General features: G+C 75.3%; 19 protein-coding genes. 8 read left to right on the top strand and 11 right to left on the bottom strand.

The annotated features are described in order from the left end of the window. Positions 1–28: 28 nt before the first annotated feature. From ACFVVU_RS01225 to ACFVVU_RS01215, 3 genes are all read right to left on the bottom strand, one after another. The gene (locus ACFVVU_RS01225; RefSeq protein WP_387787475.1) at positions 29–1,024 is read right to left on the bottom strand and encodes an alpha/beta fold hydrolase; all 996 of its coding nucleotides are present in this window, start codon (positions 1,022–1,024) and stop codon (positions 29–31) included. A 95-nt stretch (positions 1,025–1,119) separates the two neighbouring features. Then, a complete protein-coding gene (locus ACFVVU_RS01220) occupies positions 1,120–1,338 on the bottom strand; it encodes a hypothetical protein (RefSeq protein ID WP_380683732.1) in 219 nt (72 codons plus the stop codon). Positions 1,339–1,348: 10 nt separating this feature from the next. Next, positions 1,349–2,653 carry an MFS transporter gene (locus ACFVVU_RS01215; protein ID WP_387787473.1) on the bottom strand — a complete coding sequence of 435 codons (1,305 nt, stop codon included), beginning with the start codon at positions 2,651–2,653 and terminating at the stop codon, positions 1,349–1,351. A gap of 265 nt (positions 2,654–2,918) precedes the next feature. Here ACFVVU_RS01215 and ACFVVU_RS01210 point away from each other — a divergent pair, with 265 nt between their 5' ends. The 7 genes from ACFVVU_RS01210 to ACFVVU_RS01180 all read left to right on the top strand — a co-directional run bounded on the left by ACFVVU_RS01210 (position 2,919) and on the right by ACFVVU_RS01180 (position 13,075). Next, the gene (locus ACFVVU_RS01210) at positions 2,919–4,403 is read left to right on the top strand and encodes a D-alanyl-D-alanine carboxypeptidase family protein (RefSeq protein ID WP_380683730.1); all 1,485 of its coding nucleotides are present in this window, start codon (positions 2,919–2,921) and stop codon (positions 4,401–4,403) included. A gap of 33 nt (positions 4,404–4,436) precedes the next feature. After that, positions 4,437–4,880, top strand: coding sequence for a PPOX class F420-dependent oxidoreductase (locus ACFVVU_RS01205; protein WP_380683729.1), 444 nt, complete (start codon positions 4,437–4,439; stop codon positions 4,878–4,880). Between the two features lie 316 nt (positions 4,881–5,196). Beyond that, positions 5,197–7,494 carry a lamin tail domain-containing protein gene (locus ACFVVU_RS01200; RefSeq protein WP_387787470.1) on the top strand — a complete coding sequence of 766 codons (2,298 nt, stop codon included), beginning with the start codon at positions 5,197–5,199 and terminating at the stop codon, positions 7,492–7,494. Positions 7,495–7,695: 201 nt separating this feature from the next. After that, the gene (locus ACFVVU_RS01195) at positions 7,696–9,795 is read left to right on the top strand and encodes a TerD family protein (protein ID WP_387787728.1); all 2,100 of its coding nucleotides are present in this window, start codon (positions 7,696–7,698) and stop codon (positions 9,793–9,795) included. A gap of 168 nt (positions 9,796–9,963) precedes the next feature. Beyond that, positions 9,964–10,146 carry a hypothetical protein gene (locus ACFVVU_RS01190; protein ID WP_380683727.1) on the top strand — a complete coding sequence of 61 codons (183 nt, stop codon included), beginning with the start codon at positions 9,964–9,966 and terminating at the stop codon, positions 10,144–10,146. Further along, on the top strand, positions 10,143–12,527 hold the full coding sequence (locus ACFVVU_RS01185) for a heavy metal translocating P-type ATPase (RefSeq protein ID WP_387787467.1): 2,385 nt from the start codon (positions 10,143–10,145) through the stop codon (positions 12,525–12,527). Before ACFVVU_RS01190 ends, ACFVVU_RS01185 begins: the two co-directional genes overlap by 4 nt. Beyond that, positions 12,524–13,075 carry a copper chaperone PCu(A)C gene (locus tag ACFVVU_RS01180; protein ID WP_387787464.1) on the top strand — a complete coding sequence of 184 codons (552 nt, stop codon included), beginning with the start codon at positions 12,524–12,526 and terminating at the stop codon, positions 13,073–13,075. Before ACFVVU_RS01185 ends, ACFVVU_RS01180 begins: the two co-directional genes overlap by 4 nt. Before the next feature lie 144 nt (positions 13,076–13,219). Here ACFVVU_RS01180 and ACFVVU_RS01175 read toward each other — a convergent pair whose 3' ends face one another. From ACFVVU_RS01175 to ACFVVU_RS01165, 3 genes are all read right to left on the bottom strand, one after another. Beyond that, a complete protein-coding gene (locus tag ACFVVU_RS01175) occupies positions 13,220–14,002 on the bottom strand; it encodes a VOC family protein (protein ID WP_380687859.1) in 783 nt (260 codons plus the stop codon). Between the two features lie 170 nt (positions 14,003–14,172). Continuing rightward, entirely contained in the window at positions 14,173–15,204 is a 1,032-nt protein-coding gene (locus tag ACFVVU_RS01170) for an Acg family FMN-binding oxidoreductase (protein WP_387787461.1), read from the bottom strand. A gap of 843 nt (positions 15,205–16,047) precedes the next feature. Next, positions 16,048–16,920 (bottom strand): universal stress protein, encoded by an 873-nt coding sequence (locus tag ACFVVU_RS01165; protein WP_387787459.1) that lies wholly within the window; start codon positions 16,918–16,920, stop codon positions 16,048–16,050. A 586-nt stretch (positions 16,921–17,506) separates the two neighbouring features. Here ACFVVU_RS01165 and ACFVVU_RS01160 point away from each other — a divergent pair. Continuing rightward, positions 17,507–19,231, top strand: a complete 1,725-nt coding sequence (locus tag ACFVVU_RS01160; RefSeq protein ID WP_380687865.1) for a GAF domain-containing protein — start codon at positions 17,507–17,509, stop codon at positions 19,229–19,231. Between the two features lie 49 nt (positions 19,232–19,280). Here ACFVVU_RS01160 and ACFVVU_RS01155 read toward each other — a convergent pair whose 3' ends face one another. From ACFVVU_RS01155 to ctaD, 5 genes are all read right to left on the bottom strand, one after another. Then, entirely contained in the window at positions 19,281–19,703 is a 423-nt protein-coding gene (locus ACFVVU_RS01155) for a pyridoxamine 5'-phosphate oxidase family protein (RefSeq protein WP_380714822.1), read from the bottom strand. Positions 19,704–19,969: 266 nt separating this feature from the next. Then, positions 19,970–20,704 carry a response regulator gene (locus ACFVVU_RS01150; protein WP_380714824.1) on the bottom strand — a complete coding sequence of 245 codons (735 nt, stop codon included), beginning with the start codon at positions 20,702–20,704 and terminating at the stop codon, positions 19,970–19,972. A gap of 114 nt (positions 20,705–20,818) precedes the next feature. After that, positions 20,819–21,283: a nuclear transport factor 2 family protein gene (locus ACFVVU_RS01145; RefSeq protein ID WP_387787456.1), complete on the bottom strand. Its 465-nt coding sequence runs from the start codon at positions 21,281–21,283 to the stop codon at positions 20,819–20,821. A 105-nt stretch (positions 21,284–21,388) separates the two neighbouring features. Further along, positions 21,389–21,922 (bottom strand): hypothetical protein, encoded by a 534-nt coding sequence (locus ACFVVU_RS01140; RefSeq protein WP_355371756.1) that lies wholly within the window; start codon positions 21,920–21,922, stop codon positions 21,389–21,391. Between the two features lie 178 nt (positions 21,923–22,100). Next, the gene (ctaD, locus tag ACFVVU_RS01135) at positions 22,101–23,906 is read right to left on the bottom strand and encodes a cytochrome c oxidase subunit I (RefSeq protein WP_387787451.1); all 1,806 of its coding nucleotides are present in this window, start codon (positions 23,904–23,906) and stop codon (positions 22,101–22,103) included. Positions 23,907–24,074 lie beyond the last annotated feature (168 nt).

Here is a 24,074-nt window from a genome sequence, read left to right as displayed (position 1 = left end):
CGGGACAGCGGCACACCGCTTCATGGCCTCAGCCGTCCAGGTGCCGCAGGAAGTCCAGCAGCGCGGCGGTGACCTCGGCCGGGCTCTCCTGCTGCGTCCAGTGCCCGACGCCCGGGAGGGTCAGGTGCCGGTGCAGCCTGGGCGCCAGGTGCTGCAGCAGCAGGTGCATCGCCTCCTCCGGGATCTGGGAGGTGACCATGTCCCGGTCCCCCTTCACGTAGAGGGCGGGGACCTCCACGGGCAGACCGTGGAGCCCGGCGAGCAGCTCGTTGTTCCGGTCGATGTTGCGGTACCAGTTGAGGCCGCCGGTGAAGGCCCGCTCGCCGTGCTCGGCGTAGTCGGCGACGAAGGCCTCGATGTCCGCCTCGGACAGCCAGTCGGGCAGCTTCTCCGGCTCGACGAGGCCGTCCAGCAGGGTCTGGCCCTCGCCGACCACCCAGGCCTGCGACCCCTCGCCGCGCGGGCCGTCGCCCGAGCCGGTGTGGAACAGCCGGCGGAACGTCGCGTGCGGGTCCCGGAGGAGTTCGGCGTCGGCGACGCCGGGGCGCTGGAAGTAGATCTGGTAGAAGCCGTCGCCGAACCGCTCCCTGGCCTGCTCCAGCGGCGGCAGGCCGAGAGTCGGCAGCGGCGGGACGCTGAGCCCGGCCACGCCGCGCACCAGGTCGGGGCGGAGGGTCGCGGTGGTCCAGGCGACCGGGGCGCCCCAGTCGTGGCCGACCAGCACCGCCCGCTCCTCGCCGAGCGCGCGGATCAGCGCGGTGACGTCGCCGACCAGGTGCAGCAGGGTGTACGCGTCGACCCGCTCGGGCTGCTCGCTGCGGGCGTAGCCGCGCTGGTCGACGGCGACCACCCGGTAGCCGGCCTCGGCGAGCGGCGCGAACTGGTGCCGCCAGGAGTACCAGCTCTCCGGGAAGCCGTGCAGCAGCAGGACCAGCGGCCCCTCCCCCTGCTCGGCGACGTGCAGCCGGACGCCGTTCGCCTCGACGTGACGGTGCGCGATCCGTCCGTATGCCTGTTTGGTCATGCGGGCCTCCTTGTCGACGACTCGTCAACCGTCGAACGGACCACGCCCGACCGTTCGTTCCCTCCGCTGTCCGCCGGGGCCGCCCGGGCCGGGGGTCAGTCGCGGCCGTCGCCCAGACGGTCCAGCAGAGCGGTGCCGAGGGCGAGCAGAACACCCAGCCCGATCATCACGAAGTAGCCCTCCGTCTGGTGGGCGGCGGGAACGAGGTAGCGGACGAAGCCGAACACCCGCAGGCCCCACAGGTGGTCGGCCAGCAGGCCGCTGATCCCGCCGACGACCAGGACGAAGCTCACGAAGCCGAGGAAGTTCTTCATGGCCACGACGTTAGGGAGCCGGGTCCGGGGCGGGATCCGACTTTCGGCGCGACCGGGCTCCACCAAAGTCGCGCGTGCGGAGCGCGGGTACCGACGCCAGCGCCGGGGCGGCGGCGAGGGCGAAGCAGAGCGGCAGCGGCAGGTGGCCGACCAGCAGGCCCACGGTCGCGCCGCCGGCGGCCGACCCGGCGTTGAAGGCGGTGTTCACCCAGGCGCCGGCGCGGGTGCGGGCGTCGGGGGCGACCGCCTCGTCCGCCACCAGGTAGGAGGTGGTGAGGGCGGGTGAGACGAAGAGCCCGGCGAGCGCGACGGCCGCGCCGAGCAGCAGCAGGTTCGGCGCGAGCCCGGCGGCGGCCAGCGCCAGGCCGAGACCGGCCGTGAACAGCGGCAGCCGGACGGCGTTCGGCAGCGGACGGTCCAGCGCTCCGAGCCCGAGGCCGCCGACCGCACTGCCGACCGAGAGCGCGGCCAGCACCCAGCCGACCGCCTCCGGCCGCCCCTGCCGCTCGGCGAAGGCGACCACCATGAGGTCCAGCGCGCCCAGCGCCAGCCCGGTCACGGCCGCCGCGAGCACCGCGCTGCGCAGTGCCCGCCCGCCGCCGAGCCGCCCGGCGCGCCGCCCTCGCCCACCGTCGGTCGCCCCGTCCGCACCGGCCTGCCGGCCCTCCCGGTCGCCGCCCCGGGGGTGCGGCGCCGCGAGCGGCGAGGCGACCAGCAGCAGGGCTCCGGTGAGCAGCAGGGCCGCGCCCGCGACGACGGCGCCGGCGGGGCCGACCAGCGGCAGCAGCAGGCCGACCAGCAGCGGTCCGCTGACGAAGAGCAGTTCCTCGGCGACACCGTCGAGGCTGAAGGCGCGGCGGAGCAGGTCCGGGTCGGGCAGCAGCCGGCGCCAGAGCGTGCGCATCACCGGGCCGAGCGGCGGGGTGCAGGCACCCGCGGCGACGACCAGCGCGGCGAGCGCCGCCGGTGCCGTGCCGGGCCGCGCGGTGGCGGCCACGGCGAGCAGCAGCGCACTGTACAGCGCGGCCATCGGCGGCAGCGCCCGCCGGGGGCCGTAGCGGTCGACCAGTGCGGCCCTGACCGGGGAGAGGAGGACGCTGGCGAGGCCGAACAGGGCCATCGCCGCGCCCGCGGCGGAGTAGGAGCCGGTGGCGTCGCGGACGGCGAGCAGCAGGGCGAGCGGGACCACGCCGTAGGACAGGCGGCCGAGCAGCGCCGCGCCGAAGGTGCGGCCGGCGTGCGGGGCGCGGAGCACGGCGCGGTAGCCGGGGCGTGCGGAGCGGGCGCGCGAAGGCGCGGAGGCGGAGGAGGGCATGGGAACGTTCCTCGGTGAGAACCGGGCGGCGGGCGGGGAACGCCCGGCGGCGCGCCGGAGGTGTGCGGGGACACCGGAGGACCGCGCCGACGGCAGTGCGGTCGGGGCGCGGTCGCGACGGGGTCGGCTACACACAGGGAACGAACATGGCCCGTACCGTACCAGCCCGGTCCGACCGAGCGGGGCCCGAGGACCGGACGACGGGCGGGGCCCGGACGGAGCAGCGGGCCGGGCGGGGCGGCGGTCGTCCGGGTACGTTCGCCGTGTGCAGCAGAGGCCACCCCATGTCAGCAGGCGCGCCCTGGCCGGGAGACCGGCGGCGGCCGGTGCGGTCGCCGCGCTGCTCCTCGCGGCCGGCGCACCCGCCGCCGCCACGGCGGCTCCCTCCCCCGCCCCCGCTCCCGCGGGCGTTCCCCGTGCGGCGCGGGACGCGGCGTCGGTGATCGGCGGCGAGCGGCTGGGGCGCCCGACCGTCCAGCTGGCGCCCCGCCCCGGGGCTCCGGAGCTGCCCGCCGGGCTGACCGGACGCTCCTGGCTGGTCGCCGACGCCGCGACCGGCGAGGTGTTGGCTGCGCGCGACGCGCACCTCCCGCTGCCGCCCGCCAGCACACTCAAGATGCTGTTCGCGGACACCGTGATGCCCAAGTTCGACCGCTCGCTGGAGCACCGGGTGACCTCGGCCGAGCTGGCCGGGGTGGGGGCGGGCAGCAGCCTGGTCGGGATCAAGGAGAACCTGTCCTACCGGGTCGAGGACCTCTGGCGCGGGGTCTTCCTCGCCTCCGGCAACGACGCCGTGCACGTCCTCTCGCACATGAACGGCGGGCTGGCGCACACGGTCGCGCAGATGCAGGAGCGGGCGATCGCCCTGCAGGCCCGGGACACCAGGGTGGTCTCCCCGGACGGCTACGACCAGGACGGCCAGGTCTCCTCGGCGTACGACCTGACGCTGTTCGCCCGGGCCGGGCTGCGCAACCCGGACTTCCGCGCCTACTGCGCGACCCGCACCGCGCTGTTCCCCGGCGGGCTCGATCTGACGACCGGGCAGCGGACCGCCTTCGACATCGCCAACACCGACCGGCTGCTGGGCAAGTACCCCGGACTGATCGGGGTGAAGAACGGTTACACCACCAACGCGGGCGCCACCTTCACCGGCGCGGCCGAACGCGGCGGCCGGACGCTGCTGGTGACCGTGATGCACCCGGAGCAGCAGTCCAAGGTGTACGACGAGGCGGCGGCACTGCTGGACTGGGGCTTCGCGGCGGCCGGGAAGGTCGAACCGGTCGGCACCCTGGTGGACGAGGAGCAGGAGGCCGGCGCGTCCGCCCCGGCCGTGGCGCCCGAGGAGCCGGCCACCGCGGTGCTGCCGCAGGCCGTCCGGGCGGCCGATCACGCGCTGGGTCCGGCCGGGTGGACGGCGGCGGTCCTCTGCGGTGCGCTGGCGCTCTGGGCGGCGGCCCGGATCCGCGTCCGCCGGCGGCCGCACGCGCGGACCGCCGGGGCCGTCCGGCCCCCGGTCCCGCTCGGCGCTCCCGTCGTACCCCCGCGCCCGCCGTACGCCCCGCACGTCACCGCCGCCCGGTACGGCACCGCCCCCCGGCGCGGCGCCGCCGACCGGCTCGGTGCCACCGCGGTCGGCGGGTCCACGGCGGTGGGCGTCGGCGGCCGTCGGCGGCTGGCCCGCCGGGCCCGGACCCTGGCCCGCTCGGCCCGCGCCCGGCTCACCTCGGGCGGCGCCCGACGGCCGTCGTGAGCGGGCCCCGGCCCGCGCCCTAGAATGCCCGGCATGAGCGCCGCCACCCCCCACCCCGACCCGCACCGGCAGAAGCGGCTCGAACGCCTCGTCAGCCTCTCCGCCGGGAGCTATCTGCTGGTCACCACCTTCAAGAAGGACGGCACCGCCGTACCGACGCCGGTGTGGGTGGTGCGCGACGGCGAGGCGCTCGGCATCTGGACCGTCGCCGACTCCTGGAAGGTCAAGCGGATCCGCAACCGCCCGGACGTCCTGGTCGGCCCCTGCGACGTGCGCGGCAATCCGACCGGCGAGTCCGTCCCGGCCTCCGCCGAGATCCTCGGGCCCGAGCGCACCGCCGCCTACCGGACGCTGCTGCGGCAGAAGTACGGCCTGGTCGGTGTTGTCACCCTGCTCGGCAGCCGGCTGCGGCGCGGCGAGCGCGGCACGGTCGGCGTCCGGCTCACCCTCACCGACGACGGGCCCGCCGAGGGCTGACCCACCGAGAGCCGATCCGCCGGCCACCGAAGGCCGATCCGCCGACCCGTGACGGCCGCGGGCGCCGTTCGCACCCGTCGCTCCGGGCACACTCACCACACCCGCCCCGTCCGGTACATGTCAGTCAAAACGTTCTTCCGTTGTACGCCTGGCCGTCCGCCAGAGCGCGCGGTATGGCAACGGTGACGCTGCTACAACACACAGCGCCCCACCAACATCCGTTCGCGCGTCAGGAGGACGCCCCATGCGGCGAACCGATCGAGTCCGGCTCCGTGCACTGGCGGTGGCATCGGCCGCCGCCGTCGTGGGAGCACTCATGGCCCTGCCGGCCGGCACCGCGAACGCGGTGTCGCCGGACATCGTGATCAGCCAGGTGTACGGCGGCGGCGGCAACTCCGGTGCCCCGTACGCCAATGACTTCATCGAGCTGTACAACCGCGGCACCGCGCCGGTCTCGGTCACCGGCTGGACCGTCCAGTACGCCTCGGCCGCCGGCTCGTCCTGGGCGAAGACCACGCTGTCGGGCACCATAGCCCCCGGCAAGTACTACCTGGTGCAGGAGGCGGCCGGCGCCGGGACCGGGGCCGCGCTGCCGGCGCCCGACGCCACCGGGACGATCGCCATGGGCGCCAACGCCGGCAAGGTCGCGCTGGTCACCAACGCCACCGCGCTGACCTGTTCCACCGGCTGCGCCACCCAGGCTGGGGTGAGGGACTTCGTCGGCTACGGCACGACCGCGAGCTCGGCCGAGGGCTCGCCGACCGGCAACCTCGCCAACGCCACCGCCGCGCTGCGGGTGGGCGGAGGCGCCACCGACACCGACAACAACGCGGCCGACTTCGCCGTCACCGCGCCCACCCCGCGCAACTCCTCCTCCACCGGCGGCGGGACGGGCGGCGGCACCCGCATCCACGACATCCAGGGCGCCGCCCGCACCTCCCCGCTGGCCGGCCAGGCGGTCAGCGCCGTCCCCGGTGTCGTCACGGCGGTCGGCCCGAGCGGCTACTGGTTCCAGGACCCGCAGCCCGACGCCGACCCGGCCACCAGCGAGGCGGTCTACGTCTACACCGCGGGCGCGCCCGGCGTGGCCGTCGGCGACTCGGTCAAGGTCGGCGGCACGGTGAGCGAGTTCCGCCCGGGCGGCACCGGCGGCACCACCAACCTCACCGTCACCGAGCTCACCGCGCCCACCACCAGCGTGCTCGCGCACAACGTCGCGCTGCCGGCCGCCACCGTGGTCGGCGCGGGCGGCCGGATCCCGCCCGCCTCGGTGATCTCCAGCGTCACCACGGGCGACGTCGAGACCGCCGGCGGCTTCCAGCCGGCCACCGACGGCCTGGACTTCTGGGAGTCCCTGGAGGGCATGCGGGTCCAGCTGAACAACGCCGCCGTGGTCGGCCCGACCAGCTCCTTCGGCGAGATCCCGGTCGTCCCGCAGGGCTCGACCACCCGCACCAACCGCGGCGGCATCCTGCTGCAGGCCACCGACGGCAACCCCGAGCGGGTGCTGCTGGACGACGTGCTCGCCCCGACGCCGGCCGCCAACGTGGGCGACACCCTCTCCGGCGCCACCGTCGGCGTGCTCGACTACTCCTTCGGCAACTTCAAGCTGCTGGTCACCGCGACCCCGACGGTCGCCTCCGGCGGCCTGACGGCCGAGACCACCGCCGCCCCGGCCGCCGGCGAGCTCGCCACGGCGACCTTCAACGTCGAGAACCTCGCCCCGAGCGACCCGCAGAGCAAGTTCGACGGCCTCGCCGCGGCCGTCGTCAACAACCTCCGCTCGCCCGACCTGGTCGCCCTGGAGGAGATCCAGGACAACTCCGGCGCGACCGACGACGGCGTGGTCGCCGCCGACCAGACCGTGGCCAAGCTGGTCGCCGCGATCAGCGCGGCCGGCGGCCCGGCCTACTCGTACCGTCAGATCAACCCGGTGAACGACCAGGACGGCGGCCAGCCCGGCGGCAACATCCGCCAGGTCTTCCTCTACCGCACCGATCGCGGCCTGAGCTTCACCGACCGCCCCGGCGCCGGCTCCACCACGGCCGACTCGGTCGTCAACAACGCCGGTACGCCCGCCCTCGCCTACTCCCCCGGCCGGATCGACCCGACCAACTCGGCGTTCAACTCCAGCCGCAAGCCGCTCGCGGGCGAGTTCCGCTGGAACGGCCGCCCGGTCTTCGTGATCGCCAACCACTTCAACTCCAAGGGCGGCGACCAGCCCCTCTTCGGCCGCTACCAGCAGCCGTCCCGCCCCTCCGAGACCCAGCGGCACGCGCAGGCCACCGTGGTGAAGTCCTTCACCGACCAGATCCTCGCCGTCGACCCGAACGCCGCGGTCATCGTCCTCGGCGACCTCAACGACTTCGAGTTCTCCCAGACCGCCGACCTGCTCACCGCGGGCGGCTCGCTGGTCGACCTCCCCCGCACCCTCCCCCTCGCCGAGCGCTACACCTACGTCTACGAGGGCAACTCCCAGGTGCTGGACCACATCCTGATCTCGCCCGCCCTCGCGGCGAAGGCGTACAGCTACGACATCGTCCACCTCAACAGCGAGTTCGCCACCCAGCTGAGCGACCACGACCCGCAGGTCGTCCGCGTCCCGCTGCCGTAGCACCTCCCCCGGTTCCACCCCTCCGCTGCCCCGGCGTCAGCTCCCCGACGCCGGGGCAGCGCCGTACCCCGAGGCCGGAACGGTCCGATTGCCTGCGTACAATCTCATCGCAATCCGATCACACCATCAGGTCACCACACATCGCGGCTGCGCCGGCGCCGACGGCACGGCCCGTTCCTCTGGGGGACATTCGTGCAGGAAATGGTCAAGGGCGCCAACGTCGGACTCGCGACGCTGAGCGAGAGCACCGACGCCGTCACGGTGATCCTGGGGTGGAGCAGCCCCGGGGGCGACGGGGACGCGGACGTCTCGGTGCTCCTCCTGACCGCCGACGGCAAGGTCCGGGGCAACGCCGACTTCTTCTTCTACAACAGCCCCACCGCCGAGGACGGCAGCGTCGAGCTGCTCGGCCAGAGCCCGACCGAGACCGGTACCGAGGACCGCATCCAGCTGGACCTCACCGCCGTCCCCGCCGACATCGAGCGTCTGGTGATCGCCGCGAGCCGGCCCAACCGCGCGCCCTTCGGTCAACTGGACGACCTCCGACTCGAACTGGCCGACCTCGGCGGCGAGCGGCTGCTCGGCTTCTCCATCACCGACGCCGACACGGAGAGCGCCTTCGTCTTCGGCGAGATCTACCGCCGCAACGAGGAGTGGAAGTTCCGCGCCGTCGGCCAGGGCTACGACACCGGACTCGCCGGGCTGGCCACCGACTTCGGCATCGAGATCGAGGACGACGAAACCGAGGACGTCGACAACGAGGACGTCGACAACGAGGGCATCGGCACCGAGGACGTCGAGGCGGAGGCCGCGGAGGCGGAAGCCGTCGGGACCGCGGCCGCCGGGAACGAGGCCGCCGGGAACGGGAGCGACGACAGCCGGGCCGAGGAGGACCGGGCCGCCCCGATGACCAAGCCGCCGCTGGACACCCCGGCCCCCGCGCCCGACACCGCGCCCGCCCCGGCCGCCGAGGACGCCCCCGCCCCCAAGCGCCTGCGCACGGCCAAGAAGAAGGTCACCCTCCCCAAGGCCGCCAAGCCCTCGCTCGCCGAGAACGACACCTGGCGCACCGCCCGCCTCTTCCCGGCCACCTCGCTGAAGAGCGACCGCGAGCGCGAGGTCCGCGCCACCTCCGTCCTGCTCTCCGTGATGGCCCAGGTGCCGGAGTTCGGCCGTCGCCTCACCGCCGCGTTCGGCGCGCCCGCCGGCCGCACCGAGACCTTCACCGAGGTCTCGCTCCCGCACGGGGAGACGCCGAAGCGGCCCGACGGCGTGATCCGCGTCGAGCGCGCCGGGCGGCTCTGGACTGCGCTCGTCGAGAGCAAGACCAACGGCAACCCGCTGAAGACCGAGCAGGTCCAGGACTACATGGACATCGCCGCCCGGCGCGGCTACGAGGCCGTCATCACCGTCTCCAACGACGTGGCCCTCGACGGGAGCCCGCTCGTCCAGGTCAAGATCGACGGCCGGCGCAAGCACAAGGTGCTGCTCGGCCACCTCTCCTGGGCCGAGGTCGCCTACCAGGCGAAGATGCTCATCCGGCACGAGGGCGTGGGCAACCCCGCGCACGCCTGGCTGCTCCAGGAGCTGCTGCACTACCTGCAGCACGAGAACTCGGGCTGCCACGGCTTCCAGAACATGGGCCCGGCCTGGGTCCCGGTCCGCAAGGCCATCGACGAGGAGACCCTCACCACCGGGGACGAGCGCGCCACCCAGGTGGTGGAGAGCTGGGAGCGGCTGATCCGCCAGGTCTGCTTCCAGCTCGGCGGCGAACTCGGCGTCAAGGTGCTGCCGGTCCAGCGGGCCCGGCGCGGCGAGGACGCCGGGGCGCGGCGGGCCGCGCTGGCCGACCGGCTCCGCGAGGACGGCCGGCTGAACGCGGAGATCCGGGTCGACGGTGCCGCCGGCACCATCGCCATCGCGGCCGACCTGCGGGTCGGCAAGCTGCGGACCTCGACCGAGATCCCGGCCCCCGAGCAGGGCTACCCGCTGAGCTGGGTCAAGCGGCTGGTCCGCCAGCTCGGCGAGGCCCCGGCCGACCTGCACGTCGAGACCCTCACCGACGGCGAGGCGGCCGGTCCCCGCGGCACCCTGGAGAAGCTGCGGCCCGAGCCGGGCGACCTGCTGCCGAAGGACTCCTCGCGGATCACCGGCTTCCGGCTCTCGCTGTCCAAGAGCATGGGCAGCACCCGGGGCAACGCCGAGAGCGGGTTCATCCGCAGTGTGGACGCCGCCGTCGAGCGCTTCCACTCGGGTGTCCTGGTCCACCTCGACCAGCGGACCAGCCGACGGGCGCAGTGAGCCGGTAGGCGGAGGTCCTCGACGGGCCGGGGCGGGTGCGGGAGACCGTGCCCGCCCCGGCCCTTGCCGTGTCCGCGACGGCACGGGGTGGGGGTATGTGATTCGGGTCATACAGGGGTGTTCGGGAACTCCACGGGTCGGCGGGACGACTGGTGGGGGGTGAGTGGGATGTCGTCGCCGGGTAGCCGGCCGTTGAGTGTGCTGGCGGGGTTCGCCCTGCTGCTGGTGGTGGTGTTCGTGGTGGCCTTCGCGGTGGGGCGCGGGGCCGGGCCGGTGACGCCCGGGCTGACGCCCGGCGGCGGAGGCGGCGCCAAGCCCGGGATGGGCCACGACATGGGGGCGGGCCGATGACGTCCGTGACGGAGAGTGCAGGGAGCGGGGCGGGCAGCGGGGACACCGGCGCCCTCGTGAGCACCGATCTGGCGGTCGGCGGGATGACCTGCGCCGCCTGTGTCAGCCGGGTGGAGAAGCGGCTGGCCCGGATCGAGGGCGTGAGCGCCGGGGTGAACCTGGCCACCGGGCGGGCGCGGGTGCTGCACCCGGCCGCGGTGGGCCTGGACGAACTGGTCGCGGCGGTCGAACGGGCCGGGTACACCGCCGAGTTGGCCCCCGACGGGGTGCCGCCGTCCGGCCCGGAGGCGGAGGACGCCGGGGACCGCCGGCGGCTGCTGGTGACGGCCCTGCTGGCCGTGCCGGTCGTGGTGCTGTCGATGGTGCCCTCGCTGCAGTTCCCGGCCTGGCAGTGGGTCTGCTTCGGGCTGGCGCTGCCGGTGGTGAGCTGGGGCTCCGCCCCGTTCCACCGCCGGGCCTGGCAGGGCCTGCGGCACGCCGCGGCGACCATGGACACCCTGGTGAGCCTCGGGGTGGTCGCCTCGTTCGGCTGGTCCGCGTACGCGCTGCTGTTCGGCGGGGCGGGCGAGATCGGCATGCGGATGCCGTTCTCGCTGACCGCGGACGGCGGCGGCACCGCGCACGTCTACCTGGAGGCGGCCGTCGGGGTCCCGCTGTTCGTGCTCGCCGGGCGGCTGCTGGAGGGCCGGGTGCGGCGGCGCAGCGGTTCGGCGCTGCGGGCGCTGGCCGAGCTGGGCGCGAAGGAGGTCTGCGTCCGGGATCCGCGCAGCGGCGAGGAGCGGCTGCTGCCGATCGAACGGCTGCTGCCCGGGCAGGAGTTCGTGGTCCGGCCGGGCGAGCGGGTGGCCACCGACGGGGTGGTCGTGGAGGGCGGCTCGGCGCTGGACCTGAGCCTGCTGACCGGCGAGTCGGTGCCGGTGGAGGTCGGGCCGGGCGACCAGGTCGCGGGCGCCACGGTGAACGTCGGCGGCGCGCTGGTGGTGCGGGCGACGGCCGTCGGCGCGGACACCCAACTGGCCCGGATCACCGCCCTGGTGGCGGACGCCCAGGCCGGCAAGGCGCGGGCGCAGCGGCTCGCGGACACGGTCGCCGGGGTGTTCGTGCCCTGTGTGCTGACGGTGGCGGTCTGCGTGCTGGGCTTCTGGCTGGGCGCGGGCGCCGACCCGCAGGCGGCGGTGACGGCCGCGGTCGCCGTGCTGGTGGTGGCCTGCCCGTGCGCGCTGGGCCTGGCCACTCCGACCGCGCTGCTGGCGGCGACCGGGCGCGGCGCCGAGCTGGGCGTGCTGGTGCGCGGCCCGGAGGTGCTGGAGAGCCTGCGCCGGGTCGACACCGTGGTGCTGGACAAGACCGGCACGCTGACCACCGGCCGGATGGAGCTGGCGGCGGTGGCCGTGGCCGTCGGCGCCGGGGTCGACGAGGACCGGGTGCTGCGGCTCGCGGGAGCCGTCGAGCACCGGTCGGAGCACCCGATCGGGCGAGCCGTCGTGGGGGCGGCCCGGGCCCGGTGCGGCTCCGAGCCCCTCCCGGCGGTGGCCGGTTTCGCGGCCACCGCCGGAGTCGGGGTGTCCGGCGAGGTCGAGGGCCACCAGGTGCGGGTGGTCCGGCCGGACGACGCCGACGGGCCGCTGCCGGAGGAGCTGGAGCGGGCACTGGCGGACGCCTCGGCGGCGGGCCGCACGCCCGTGCTGGTCGAGCTGGACGGGCGGCCGGCGGCCGTCCTGGCCGTCGGCGACACGCTGCGCTCGGGCAGCTGGCGCGCGCTGCACCGGCTGCGCGGCATGGGCCTGGAGCCGGTGCTGCTGACCGGGGACGGCCCCGGCGCGGCGCGGGCGGTGGCGGCGGAGCTGGGCATCGAGCGGGTGCACGCCTCGGCCTCGCCAGAGCGCAAGGCCGAGGTGGTCGCGGAGCTGCGGGCCGCCGGGCGGACCACGGCGGTGGTCGGCGACGGTGTCAACGACGCCGTCGCGCTGGCCTCGGCGGACCTCGGGGTGGCGCTCGCCTCGGGCAGTGACGCGGCGATCGGCGCGGCCGGGCTGACGCTGGTGCGCGGGGACATCGAGGCGGTGGTGGACGCGGTCCGGCTGGCCCGGCGCACCCTGGCCACGATCCGGGTCAACCTGCTCTGGGCGTTCGGGTACAACGTGGTGCTGATCCCGCTGGCGGCGGTGGGGCTGCTGAACCCGATGCTGGCGGCGGTGGCGATGTCGCTGAGTTCACTGCTGGTGGTGGGCAACAGCCTGCGGCTGCGGACGTGGCGGCCCGGGCGGGGTGCCACGGACGGGCGCGGCGGCGGGGCGGGTGACGGCGGTCCCGGCGGCGGCCCGGCGGGCACGGCGCGGCGGCCGGCCCGGGCGCGGCGTTCGGCGGGTGCGGCGTGGTGAGCGGGCGGACGCCGGGGCGGCTGCGGACGTCGGAGCGGCTGCGGGCAGCGGGGCGGTCGGGGACGGCCGAGCGGCTGCGGGTGGTCGGGCCCCCGGTGGCGGCCGCCGTGGTGGCGCTCGCGCTGCTCTCGGGCTGGACGGCGATCGGCGGGGCCGGCACGGCCCGCCCGGTCGAGGTGGAGCCGGGCTGGCTGCTGCTGCCCTCGGCGGGCGGGGCACCGGCCACCGCCGCCTTCTTCACGGTCCGCAACCCCGGCGACATACCCGACGAACTCACCGCGGCGAGCTGGGAGTTCGGCGGCAAGGTGACGCTGAAGCGGCATCTGCACCAGGGCGCCTCGGGCCGCTGGGCGCCGGCCGCGACCCTGCCGGTGCCGGAGCGCGGAGAGCTGGCGATGTCCCCGGAGGACGCCGATCTGATGATCACCAACCCACCCCCGCTGAAGGTCGGGCAGTGGGTGGAGTTCACCCTCAGCTTCCGCAACAGCCCGCAACTGCGGGTCAAGGCGGAGGTCCTGCCGCCCGGCGGGCGACGCGGCAGCCGCTGAGCCGCCCGCCGGGCCGGCGGCCCGGGCGGGGCGCCGGTCACTGCTCGACCGGCGCCCCGCCCCGGAGCACGCTGTCGCCGCCGTCGTTGCCGTGGCCGTGGCCGGACGCGATCGGCGCCGGCCCTCAACGGGCCGCCGGACGGGCTACCCAGCGGCCTTGATCACCGCGAAGACGGCGCCCTGCGGGTCCTGGACGATGGCGATCCGGCCCGCGGCGTGGTCGAACGGCGGAACGAGCACGGTGCCGTGCGCCTTCACCAGCGCGTCCACCGTGCTGTCGGTGTCGTCCACCGCGAAGTAGGTGAGCCAGTGCGAGGGCACCCCGGGCGGAGCGCCCTCCAGGGTGGTCATGCCGCCGACCGGGCGATCGGCGACGCTGAGCACGTAGTAGTTGTCCGTGCCCTCCATCGGGGCGGAGCCGACGCCCAGGGCCTGCTGGTAGAAGCGAGCGGCCTCCGGGATGTCCGAGGTGTGCAGCTCGTTCCAGGTCAGCGCGCCGGGCTCGTTGACCACCTGGGCGCCGTAGAAGTCGACCGGCTGCCAGACTCCGAAGACGCCGCCGGTCGGGTCCGCCGCCACCAGCATCCGGCCGACGGTCAGCACGTCCATCACCGGGAACATCACCGTGCCCCCGGCCGCCGTGATCGCGGCCTGGGTGGCGTCCGCGCCGGCACTGGCCAGGTAGGTGGTCCACACCGTGGGCGGGGTCGGGTCCCCCTCCTTCATCGGCTGGGCCGCCATGATCCCAGCCACCGCCTTGCCGTTCAGGGTGCACATCGCGTACCCGCCGGTCTCGGGCGGGCCGATCTCGCCCTGCCAGCCGAACAGGTCCTTGTAGAAGTCGATGGCGGCCTGCTGGTCAGGGGCCATCAGATCGACCCAGCACGGCGTACCGGGCTGGTAGTGCTCAGCGGTCACATCAGGCATCTGCGGTCTCTCCCGTGCGGTACCGCCCCGGCTGCCCGGGGCGTGCGGTGGGCCCCCAAGGACTCACCATCACCGCCCCGGGCGGAGCCCGCCACCCGAACGGTCCCCGGGTAGCGTACGGGCTCCGCAGGGTCACGGAGCGTCACCCGCGTCGTGCTCTTCCCGGCTCCTCAGGGTCCGGCCGGGCCGAAGGGCGCCGACAGGTCCAGGACGTCCGCCGGCGGCCGGCGCGGAGTGGCGGCACCGGGCGGGCCGTAGCCCACCCGCAGCACCAGCTGGACGTGACCGGGCCCCTCGGCGGGGTCACGCAGGCGCCAGCGCAGATCGGGCCACTCGACCGCCTGGTGCAGCACCGTCAGCCGCAGCCCGTGCACGGTCGCCAGCAGCCAGACCCGCTCCAGCGCCTGACCGGTGCGCAGCCAGTCGGCCGGGCCGTCGCCGGTGGTCGCGAGCGTGCACAGCTGGGGCAGCGCCTCGAAGCGTTGGGACTGCTGCGGCGGGCCCTCGTGGAGCGGCGGGCGCCCGGCGAACTCGCGCATCGGCACCCGGGCGTCGTGGTCCTGCGGGCCGAGTACGGCGTACGGCAGACCGTCCGAGGCCTCGCCGTCGTCCGGCCGCAGCCAGGAGCGGGTCTCGACCTGCCGGGCGGGGTCGTGGGCGATCCGGTCCTCGGCCTCGGCGGTCACCTCCATCACCCGGCGCACGCCCTCCTCCTCCAGCACCGCGAGCGCCACGCCCTCGTCCCGCGCGGCCTCGATCAGCTCCGCGGCGACCGCCTCGGGGACGTCCCGGTTGGTGAACGGCAGGCGGCTGGAATGGCGCTCGGCGATCGCCGGGTAGAGGTCCCGTCCGAACGGACCGGGCCCCGGGGCCAGGGGCGCGGCGGCGGGGCTCGCGAGGTCGAGGACGGCGAGCAGGTGCGGGTCGGCCGGGTCGGGGAGCAGCCGGACGGAACCCTCCCGCCCCAACCTGGCGGCCGCGACCCGGAGGTTGAACAGGGCGGCGCCCGCCGCGATGTGCAGCGCGGCACCGTTGGCGTCCGCCAGCGGCACGGACCGCTCCGGGTCGGCCAGTACCTCCAGCCCGCCCCCGTCCGGGGTCGGGCGGAACCGCCAGGGCTGGCTGTTGTGCAGCGAGGGCGCCGCACCGCCGGCGGCGGCGAGCAGCCGCAGGTCGGCCGGTGTGAGGGCTGACTGGGACATGGTGATCCTCTCCTTGCCTCGACGCCCGGCACCGGTCACCCCGCCCGGCACGGCCGCGACTCCCGGTACTCCTGGTACTCCCGAGGGTGCGCCGGGCCTGCGGCCGGCGACAGGGTCCAACGACCCGGATGCCACGGGCGATCGGTCCCGCCCCGCCGCGCTGCCCGCGGCCGGCCGTCGGCGCCCGCGGCAGGCCGCCCCGGCCGCCCCCGGCCCGTGTCGTGCGGCACCTCGGCCGCGCGGCGCAGCCGTCCTCGGTGGGAAGTCGAACCACGCAAACGGCCGGCCCACCCGGCGAAGCCGCACCAGCGCGCGCACAGGATCATCACGAGCACGCCCCGGGTACGGCGAATTCCAGCCACCCGCCAACCGGCCGGGCCGCAACCGGGGACGGACGGGCGCAAGGCCCCGGGCATCGCGGCGGACGATCCGCCCCCGGCAGCACCACCACCCGCACCCCCCCATGTGGCACGAGGGCCGGCCTGACAGCGGCACAGGGCCGCGCCAGGGGCTCGGGGCAACATCAGCACCCGCACGCCCGACGCGGCGCGGCCCGGCCGTGCGGCGACGACCGACACCACCGCGCCGGGAGACACAACCGCACCCACGGCACGGCGTGATCCACTCAGCCGTGCGGAGCGACCGCCACCGGGGCCCGGGCGTGGTGAAGGACGGCGCGCGCAGTGCGGCCGCGCCGGGAGGCGCTACCGAACGCCCGGCCCGGCGAGACCCCGTCAGCCGTGCGGGACAACCACCACCGGGGCGTGAGCGTCGTGAAGGGCCACGCGGGTGACACCGCCGCGCCGGGAGGCGTCACCGCACCCCGGACGCGGCAAGACCCGGTCAGTCGTGCGGGACGACCGCCACCGGGGCCTGGGCGTGGTGGAGGACGGCGTGGGCGACGCGGCCCAGGCGGGGGCCGAGGTCGCGCGGGCGGCGCCGGCGGCCGACCACGACCAGGGCGGCGCCGGCGGAGTCCTCGACCAGGGTGCGGGCGGCGCCGAGGCGGACCCGCTCGACGACCTCGGTCGCCGGGTGGCGCTCGCGGTGGGCGGCGAGGGCGGCGGCCAGCGACTTCTCCTCCGCCGCCTGGAGCTGGGCCATCTCCACACCGGACGGCAGGAAGCCGACGACCGCGAAGGCGGGCGGCAGGTCCCAGCCGTGGACGGCGCGGACCCGGGCTCCGCGCAGGGCGGCCTCCTGGAAGGCGAAGTCGAGCACCGCGTCGTCGGGCGCGGTGGCGTCGACGCCGACCAGCACCTCCGGAACCTCCGGCTCGTCCGCCGGCCCGGCGTCCGCTTCCGTCGGCCGGACGACCACCACGGGCACGGCCGCGCGCCCGGCGACCGCCATGCTCACCGAGCCGACCAGCAGCCCGGTGAAGCCGCCCAGGCCGCGCGAGCCGAGCACCAGCAGGCCGGCGTCCTCGGCGGCGGCGACCATGCCGTCCACGGCGGCGTCCAGCACGACGTCGGTCCGGACGGTCAGGTCGGGGTACCGGGTCCGGACGTCCTCGGCGGCGGCGGCCAGCATCCGCTGGGCGGCGACCGGCAGCTCCTCGGGGTCGGCGTAGGCGGCGCGGCCGTCGGTGAGCCACGGCCAGGCGTGCAGCAGCCGCAGCGGGGCCCCGCGCCGCAGTGCCTCCTCGGCGGCCCAGTGGGCGGCGGCGGTGCTCTCGGGCGATCCGTCGACTCCGGCCAGGACTGCGGGCGTCATGGGAGGTTTCCTTCCGCTGCGGGTCCGCCGGTACGGGGCGGGCCTCGGTGGCTGCCGGTGGGGGCGGCCGGTCCGCGCTGACGCGCCGTCGGCCCCCTGACACCACCCTGGTCCCACGGCGGTCGGGCGGCCAGAGGCCGCAGGGCCCCTCGGGTGAGGGCCGTAGGTCCCGCGAACCGTCGAGTCGAATCGTCCGCGGGGGCGGCGCATCCGGCGCGCGAAAGGCGCGCGAGTGGCCGATTGCACCCCGTCCGGCGCGTTCATGACCGACCCCGGCGTTCCGCGCACATGCCCGCGGCACTAACGTGAATCCGACAATCCGACCGGTCGGACGACCGAGCTCGGGCCGGACCAGCAGCACGGAAACACAAGGAGGACGCCGGTGGGCGGCGCGGAGAACACGCGGGCGGACACCGACGGAGACCAGCGCGGACAGGCGGACGGCACCCCGCCGCCCGGCTGCCCGGCCCACACCGGAGCGGCACCGGCCGCGCCGGCCCCGTCCGCGACGGCACCGTCCGCGACGGCACCGAGCACGACGGCACCGAGCACGACGGTCCCGGCCGCCGCCCCGCGCGCCCGGGTCGTGAACGCCGCCCCCGGTGGGCCGCGGCTGCCGCAGCTGCGCCTGGACGAGCTGCTGGAGGAGCTCCAGTGGCGGATCGACGCGGCGCGCGGCACCCGTGACCGGGTGCACAGCCTGCTGGAGGCGGTGCTGGCGGTCGGCCGCGAGCTGGACCTCTCCCAGGCCCTGCACCGCATCGTCGAGGCCGCCGCCGACCTGGTCGACGCCCGCTACGCGGCGCTCGGCGTGATCGGCGCGGACGGCTACTCGCTGTCGCAGTTCCTGACCGTCGGGCTCAGCCAGGAGGAGATCGACGCGATCGGCCCGCCGCCGACCGGACAGGGCATCCTCGGCGAGCTGATCCGCGACCCGCAGCCGCTGCGCTGCCCGGTGCTCTCCGAGCACCCGGCCTCGGTGGGCTTCCCGCCGAACCACCCCCCGATGCACACCTTCCTCGGGGTGCCGGTGCGGGTGCGCGGCGAGGTGTTCGGCAACCTCTACCTGACCGACAAGCGCGGCGGCCTGGACTTCGACGCGGACGACGAGGCGGTCATCTCGACGCTGGCGGTCGCCGCCGGGGTCGCGATCGACAACGCCCGGCTGTACGAGGAGGCGCAGCGCCAGCACCGGTGGCTGCGGGCGAGCGCCGAGATCACCCGCAGCCTGCTGTCGGGCGCGCCGCGACTGGAGGTCGTGGAGCTGATCGCGCGCCGGGCGCGGGAGATCGCCGGCGCCGAGCTGGCCGACGTGTCCGTGGTGCTGTCCGATCCGGGCGAGCGGGCCGCCGAGCTGACCGTGGAGGTGGCGCTCGGCGGCCGGCCGGAGGGCCGCCTCGGGGTGACGGTGCCGGTGGACGGCACGCTCTCCGGTGCCGCGTACGCCTCGGGCTCGCCGGTGACCAGTGACGAGCTGGAGGGCGACGAGCGGTTCCCGGCCGGGCCGCCCGGGCGGTTCACGGGGCTGGGACCGGCCGTGGCGGTGCCGCTGGCCACCGGCGAGGGGTTCGGGCGCGGTGTGCTGCTGCTGGCCCGGGAGGTCGGACGCCCGCCGTTCACGGCCGAGGAGACGGGCCCGCTGCTCGGCTTCGCCGACCAGGCCGCGCTCGCCCTGGAGCTGGCCGAGCGGCGGCGGGACGCCGAGCAGCTGACCCTCCTGGAGGACCGCGACCGGATCGCCCGCGATCTGCACGATCTGGCCATCCAGCGGCTGTTCGCGACCGGTATGACGCTGCAGAGCGCGGGCCGGCTGATCGAGAGCCAGAGCGCGGCCGACCGGGTGAGCCGGGCGGTCGCCGACCTGGACGAGACCATCAAGATCATCCGCTCGACCATCTTCGGCCTGCGCGCGCACAGCGAGCCGGACCGGGGGCTGCGGGCCCGCGCGACCAGGGTCGTCGGCGAGGCGCAGGCCACCCTCGGCTTCGCGCCGCGGCTCAGCATGGAGGGTCTGCTGGACACCGACGTACCGCAGGAACTGGCCGAGCACGTGATGGCGGTGCTCGGCGAGGCGCTCAGCAACGCGGCGCGGCACGCCAAGGCGAGCCGCGTCGAGGTGGCGCTGCGCGCGGCCGGCGGGAACGTGACGCTCACCGTGACCGACGACGGCGTGGGTGTGCCCTCCGGCGGGCGCCGCAGCGGCCTGCGCAACCTCGCCGAACGCGCCGACCGGGCGGGCGGGAGCTTCGAGCTGCTCGCGGCCGACGGCGGCGGCACCCGGCTGGTCTGGCAGGCCCCGCTCGGCGTGTGACCTTCGCGGCAGCCGGGCCGTCGTGCGCCCGGCTGCCGCGAAGGGCGGCTCAGCAGGAGTCGGGTGCCAGGTGGCGTCCGACGACCAGTTCGGGGGCTATCCGGATCTCCACCCGGCTGCCGGGCGTCTGGGGCGGGTGGCGCAGTTCGGCGTGGCCGAGGACGGTGACGCACCAGCCGGTGCCGTCGGTGTCGTCGACCTCGTCGGCCTCGAAGGCGATCACCGCGCCGGCCACGGCCCGCGCCAGTTCGGATTCGGCCGCCGTGGAGAGCAGGACGCCACCGAGCGCGTCCAGCCGGAAGCGGATGGGGAGGACGGCGGGCAGGGCGCCCACGGTGTAGACCACGCGGCCCACCCCGGTGCGGCCCAGCAGCTCCAGCGCCCGGGTCTCGTCGAGTTCCCGCGTGTGGCGGTGCTGCGGCCGGACCCGTGGCTCGACCTGCACGGACGCGGCTTCAGGATCGGCGTTCATACCAGCGATGGTCGCCCCTGGGGCCGGGACGGGACGAGGGCCGATGGTCCCGCCGAGAGTCCCGCCCGGCCCATGGCGGACCCCGGCGAACGTCCCGAGGCCCGGTGAACGCCCCGAGGCCCGGCGCCCGGCCGAGCCGACGCACGGCCGAGCCGACGCACGACCGGATCGGGAGCCGACGGGAAGGGGGCCGTCCGGGCCCGGACGGCCGACGGCCCCGGTCACCGCGGGCGGGCGACCGGGGCCGGGTACGGGGGCCTGCGGCGTCAGCCGCGCGGGCCGTGGCCGAGCACGCGCGGCTGGTGGGCCGAGCGGTCGGCGGCGGCCGACTGGCGCAGCTCGGTGGCGATCAGCGCCGCCTGCACCCGCCGCTCGACGCCGAGCTTGGCGAGCAGCCGGGAGACGTGGTTCTTGACCGTCTTCTCGGCGAGGAAGAGCCGCTCGCCGATCTGCCGGTTGGTCAGCCCCTCGCCGATCAGCGCGAGCACCTCCTGCTCCCGCGCGGTCAGCTCCGGGCCGCCGCCGGTCGGCTGCGCCGGCTCGGCCTCGCTGCGCAGCCGGTTGAGCAGGCGGGTCGCGGCGCCGGGGTCGAGCATCGAACGCCCGGAGGCGACGGTGCGCACGGCGGCGATCAGGTCGGTGCCGCTGATCTGCTTGAGCACGTAGCCGGCGGCGCCCGCCATCACGGCGTCCAGCAGCGCCTCCTCGTCGTCGAAGGAGGTGAGCATCAGGCAGGCCAGGTCCGGCATCCGGGAGCGCAGTTCGCGGCAGACGGCCACGCCGTCGCCGTCACCGAGGCGCACGTCCAGGACGGCGACGTCCGGGCGCAGCGCGGGGATGCGCACCAGCGCCTGCTCGGCGGTGCCGGCCTCGCCGACCACCTCCAGGTCGGGCTCGCCGTCCAGCAGGTCGTGCACGCCGCGGCGCACCACCTCGTGGTCGTCCAGCAGGAACACCCGGACCGGTGCCGGCGTCTCGGTCCCGGTCGTCTCGCTCGCCATGTCGTGGCTCCACCTTCTCCTCGCCCGGCACACCACACACCGGGTCCACCGCATCATGCCGTACCAACGGCGCCGCGCCCAGGGTCGAACGGCCCCATTCCGGCCACATCCGGGTCACGCCGGAGGCTGCCGCGCCTCCGCGTTCCCGGTGAGGGAGGAGAGCACCCGCTCGACGGCGCCGAAGGCGACCGCGCTGTCCAGCGGGTTGGAGTAGGTGCGCGACCAGGTGATCAGTCCGCCGCGGACCCGCGCGAACACCACCATGTCGAGGGTGAAGCGCTTGCCTGTGGCCAGCACCTCGCCGTGCAGCCGGTACTCGGCGACGGCGAGTTCGGGGTCGCTGGTGCCGTGCACGCTGACCCGGTCCACCGCGTCGAAGCGCTGCATCGCCGCGCCTCGCCGCAGGTGTTCCACGAAGGCCTCCCGGCCGGGCCGCTGCGGGGGCACGCCGGGGAGCAGGTAGGGCAGTTCGAAGGCGGCGTCGGCGGTGACCAGGTCGGCCACCGCCTCGTCGGGGCCCTCGCCCATCAGCTGGACGAACTGCCGGAGCACATCGCTCGGCGTGGCGGTGGCGGTCATCGGACGCTCCTCTCGACGGTCCGGGGCGGTGCCCCGGGTCGCCTGATTGATATCCGGACCGGCCGCGGCTCAGCAAGGGTTCCACGGAAGAACAGTGACGATCGGTCAGATCCGGTGTCGACGGGCGTTGCCGAGACCGATGAGCAGGAAGGCGGTGGAGACCGCGACGGCGCTGCCCGCGGCGGCGGCCAGGCGCGGGGCGAGCGGGCCGCCGCCGGAGAGCAGGATGGAGGCGGCGCCGAGCGAGGCGACGGCCAGGCCGACGAGCAGCCAGCCGAGCAGGGCCCGCGGCGAGGGGCGCACCGGAAGGGGCGCGGGGTTCGGGTCGAGCAGGGCCCAGCGCACGGTGTCCTCGCGCTGTTCGGTCCGGCTCTGGAGGTGGGCGCGGATCCGCAGCAGGACGCCGGCGACCAGGCCGGCCAGCGCGATCTGGGCGGCGGGCTGCCAGGCGGGGACGGCCAGCAGCAGACCGCCGGCCAGGGCCAGGCAGGCCCACCAGGTCACGCAGGCGGCCGCGGCGGTGCGGGCCGAGCGGGGGCGGTCCTCGCCGGCCTGGAGGTCGGCGATGGCGGGCAGGTACCAGACGCAGCCGGACGCGGTGATCGCGGCGGTGCCGATGGCCAGGACGATGTGGGACACGGTGCCGTGCACTCCTCAGGTCTCGGGCGGTTCGGAGGGGGCCGCTCCCGCCCGCCCGGGGCGACGCGCGGGCGGGAGCGGCGTTGGTGGGGCCGGGCCGTCAGGGCCCGGGACCGGCGGCCGTCAGCCGACGGTCGTCACACGGCGGTGGTCCGCCGGCGGTGGTCAGCCGGCGGTGTCAGCCGTCGCCGTCCGGCCGGCCGGAGGGGGCGCCGCCGTCGAGCGCGCGGGCGCGGCGCGGCCTGGGCACGTCGTACTCGGCCGGGATGACCCCGGCCAGGTGCTTGGCGCGCTCGCCGCTGTGCTCCAGGTAGTCGCGAGCGGCGATCTCCGGGTGGTGCAGGTCGAACGCCGGGGACTCGGTGCGGATCCGCGGCAGCTTGGTGAAGTTGTGCCGCGGCGGCGGGCAGGAGGTGGCCCACTCCAGGGAGCGGCCCCAGCCCCACGGGTCGTCGGAGGTGACCTTCTCGCCGTACTTGGCGGTCTTCCACACGTTGTAGAGGAACGGCAGGATCGACAGGCCCAGCAGGAAGGAGCCGATGGTGGACACCGTGTTGAGCGTGGTGAAGCCGTCGGAGGCTAGGTAGTCGGCGTAGCGGCGGGGCATGCCCTCGGCGCCGAGCCAGTGCTGCACCAGGAAGGTGGTGTGGAAGCCGATGGTGAGCGTCCAGAAGCAGATCCGGCCGAGCCGCTCGTCGAGCATCTTGCCGGTCATCTTGGGCCACCAGAAGTGGAAGCCGGCGAACATCGCGTACACCACGGTGCCGAACAGCGTGTAGTGGAAGTGCGCGACCACGAAGTACGAGTCGGAGACGTGGAAGTCCAGCGGCGGGGCGGCCAGCAGCACGCCGGTCAGGCCGCCGAAGAGGAAGGTGACCAGGAAGCCGACCGTCCACAGCATCGGTGTCTCGAAGCTCAGTGAGCCCTTCCACATGGTGCCGACCCAGTTGAAGAACTTCACGCCGGTGGGCACCGCGATCAGGAAGGTCATGAAGGAGAAGAACGGCAGCAGCACTTGTCCGGTGACGTACATGTGGTGCGCCCACACCGTCACCGAGAGGCCGGCGATGGCCACGGTCGCCGCGATCAGGCCGCCGTAGCCGAACATCGGCTTGCGGCTGAACACCGGGATGACCTCGGAGACGATGCCGAAGAACGGTAGCGCCAGGATGTACACCTCGGGATGGCCGAAGAACCAGAACAGGTGTTGCCAGAGCATCGCCCCGCCGTTGGCCGGGTCGAAGACGTGCGAGCCGAACTTGCGGTCGCACTCCAGGGCCAGCAGCGCGGCGGCCAGCACCGGGAAGACCAGCAGCACCAGGACCGAGGTGAGCAGCACGTTCCAGCAGAAGATGGACATCCGGAACATGGTGAGGCCGGGGGCCCGCATGCAGATGATCGTGGTGATGAAGTTGACCGCGCCGAGGATGGAGCCGAAGCCGGAGAGCGTCACACCCATGATCCACATGTCGGCGCCGACGCCGGGCGAGTGGATCGCGTCGGACAGCGGCGCGTAGAGGAACCAGCCGAAGTCGGCGGCGCCCTGCGGGGTCGCGAAGCCGGCGGCGGCGATCAGCGAGCCGAACATGAACAGCCAGTAGGCCAGCATGTTCAGGCGCGGGAAGGCGACGTCCGGGGCGCCGATCTGCAGCGGCATGATCCAGTTGGCGAAGCCGGTGAACAGGGGCATCGCGAAGAGCAGCAGCATCACCGAACCGTGCATGGTGAACGCCTGGTTGAACTGCTCGTTGGAGAGGATCTGCGTCCCCGGCCGGGCGAGTTCGGCGCGCATGACCAGGGCGAGGATGCCCCCGATCAGGAAGAACCCGAACGACGACACCAGGTACATGGTGCCGATCGTCTTGTGGTCTGTGGTCGTCAGCAGCCGGACCACGGACGACCCGGGTCGTTTGACCCGTGCCTGTCCCGGTCGGGCGGCGGACGGCGGCAGCGCGCTGTCGCCCTGTGCCTCGATGGCGCTCAAGGACGCACTCCTTCGAAACTTCTGCGGATGGATGGCGATCCATGATCGGAACGCGCCACCCGTGCGCCCTAGGGCCGTTGGACCCAGCGGCCCGGGGCCGGTGGGCCTCTGATCAGGGCCTCCGGGCGGGACCACTGTCCGCCCGGCCGTCCGGCACCGCGGGCCCGT

This window comes from Kitasatospora sp. NPDC057965 (assembly GCF_042887135.1).
Taxonomy (GTDB): domain Bacteria; phylum Actinomycetota; class Actinomycetes; order Streptomycetales; family Streptomycetaceae; genus Kitasatospora.
The sequence above is the reverse complement of the archived record's forward strand: the minus strand, read 5'-3'. Positions and strand labels throughout refer to the sequence as shown.

Bases quoted from the DNA above. Each gene is read 5' to 3' on its own strand.
- ACFVVU_RS01145 (WP_387787456.1), bottom strand. From the start codon at position 21,283: ATGACCGCCACCGCCACGCCGAGCGATGTGCTCCGGCAGTTCGTCCAG.
- ACFVVU_RS01170 (WP_387787461.1), bottom strand. From the start codon at position 15,204: ATGTCCCAGTCAGCCCTCACACCGGCCGACCTGCGGCTGCTCGCCGCC.
- ACFVVU_RS01200 (WP_387787470.1), top strand. From the start codon at position 5,197: ATGGCCCTGCCGGCCGGCACCGCGAACGCGGTGTCGCCGGACATCGTG.
- ACFVVU_RS01175 (WP_380687859.1), bottom strand. From the start codon at position 14,002: ATGCCTGATGTGACCGCTGAGCACTACCAGCCCGGTACGCCGTGCTGG.
- ACFVVU_RS01155 (WP_380714822.1), bottom strand. From the start codon at position 19,703: ATGAACGCCGATCCTGAAGCCGCGTCCGTGCAGGTCGAGCCACGGGTC.
- ACFVVU_RS01215 (WP_387787473.1), bottom strand. From the start codon at position 2,653: ATGCCCTCCTCCGCCTCCGCGCCTTCGCGCGCCCGCTCCGCACGCCCC.
- ACFVVU_RS01185 (WP_387787467.1), top strand. From the start codon at position 10,143: ATGACGTCCGTGACGGAGAGTGCAGGGAGCGGGGCGGGCAGCGGGGAC.
- ACFVVU_RS01220 (WP_380683732.1), bottom strand. From the start codon at position 1,338: ATGAAGAACTTCCTCGGCTTCGTGAGCTTCGTCCTGGTCGTCGGCGGG.
- ACFVVU_RS01205 (WP_380683729.1), top strand. From the start codon at position 4,437: ATGAGCGCCGCCACCCCCCACCCCGACCCGCACCGGCAGAAGCGGCTC.
- ACFVVU_RS01165 (WP_387787459.1), bottom strand. From the start codon at position 16,920: ATGACGCCCGCAGTCCTGGCCGGAGTCGACGGATCGCCCGAGAGCACC.
- ACFVVU_RS01190 (WP_380683727.1), top strand. From the start codon at position 9,964: ATGTCGTCGCCGGGTAGCCGGCCGTTGAGTGTGCTGGCGGGGTTCGCC.
- ACFVVU_RS01150 (WP_380714824.1), bottom strand. From the start codon at position 20,704: ATGGCGAGCGAGACGACCGGGACCGAGACGCCGGCACCGGTCCGGGTG.
- ACFVVU_RS01225 (WP_387787475.1), bottom strand. From the start codon at position 1,024: ATGACCAAACAGGCATACGGACGGATCGCGCACCGTCACGTCGAGGCG.
- ACFVVU_RS01195 (WP_387787728.1), top strand. From the start codon at position 7,696: ATGGTCAAGGGCGCCAACGTCGGACTCGCGACGCTGAGCGAGAGCACC.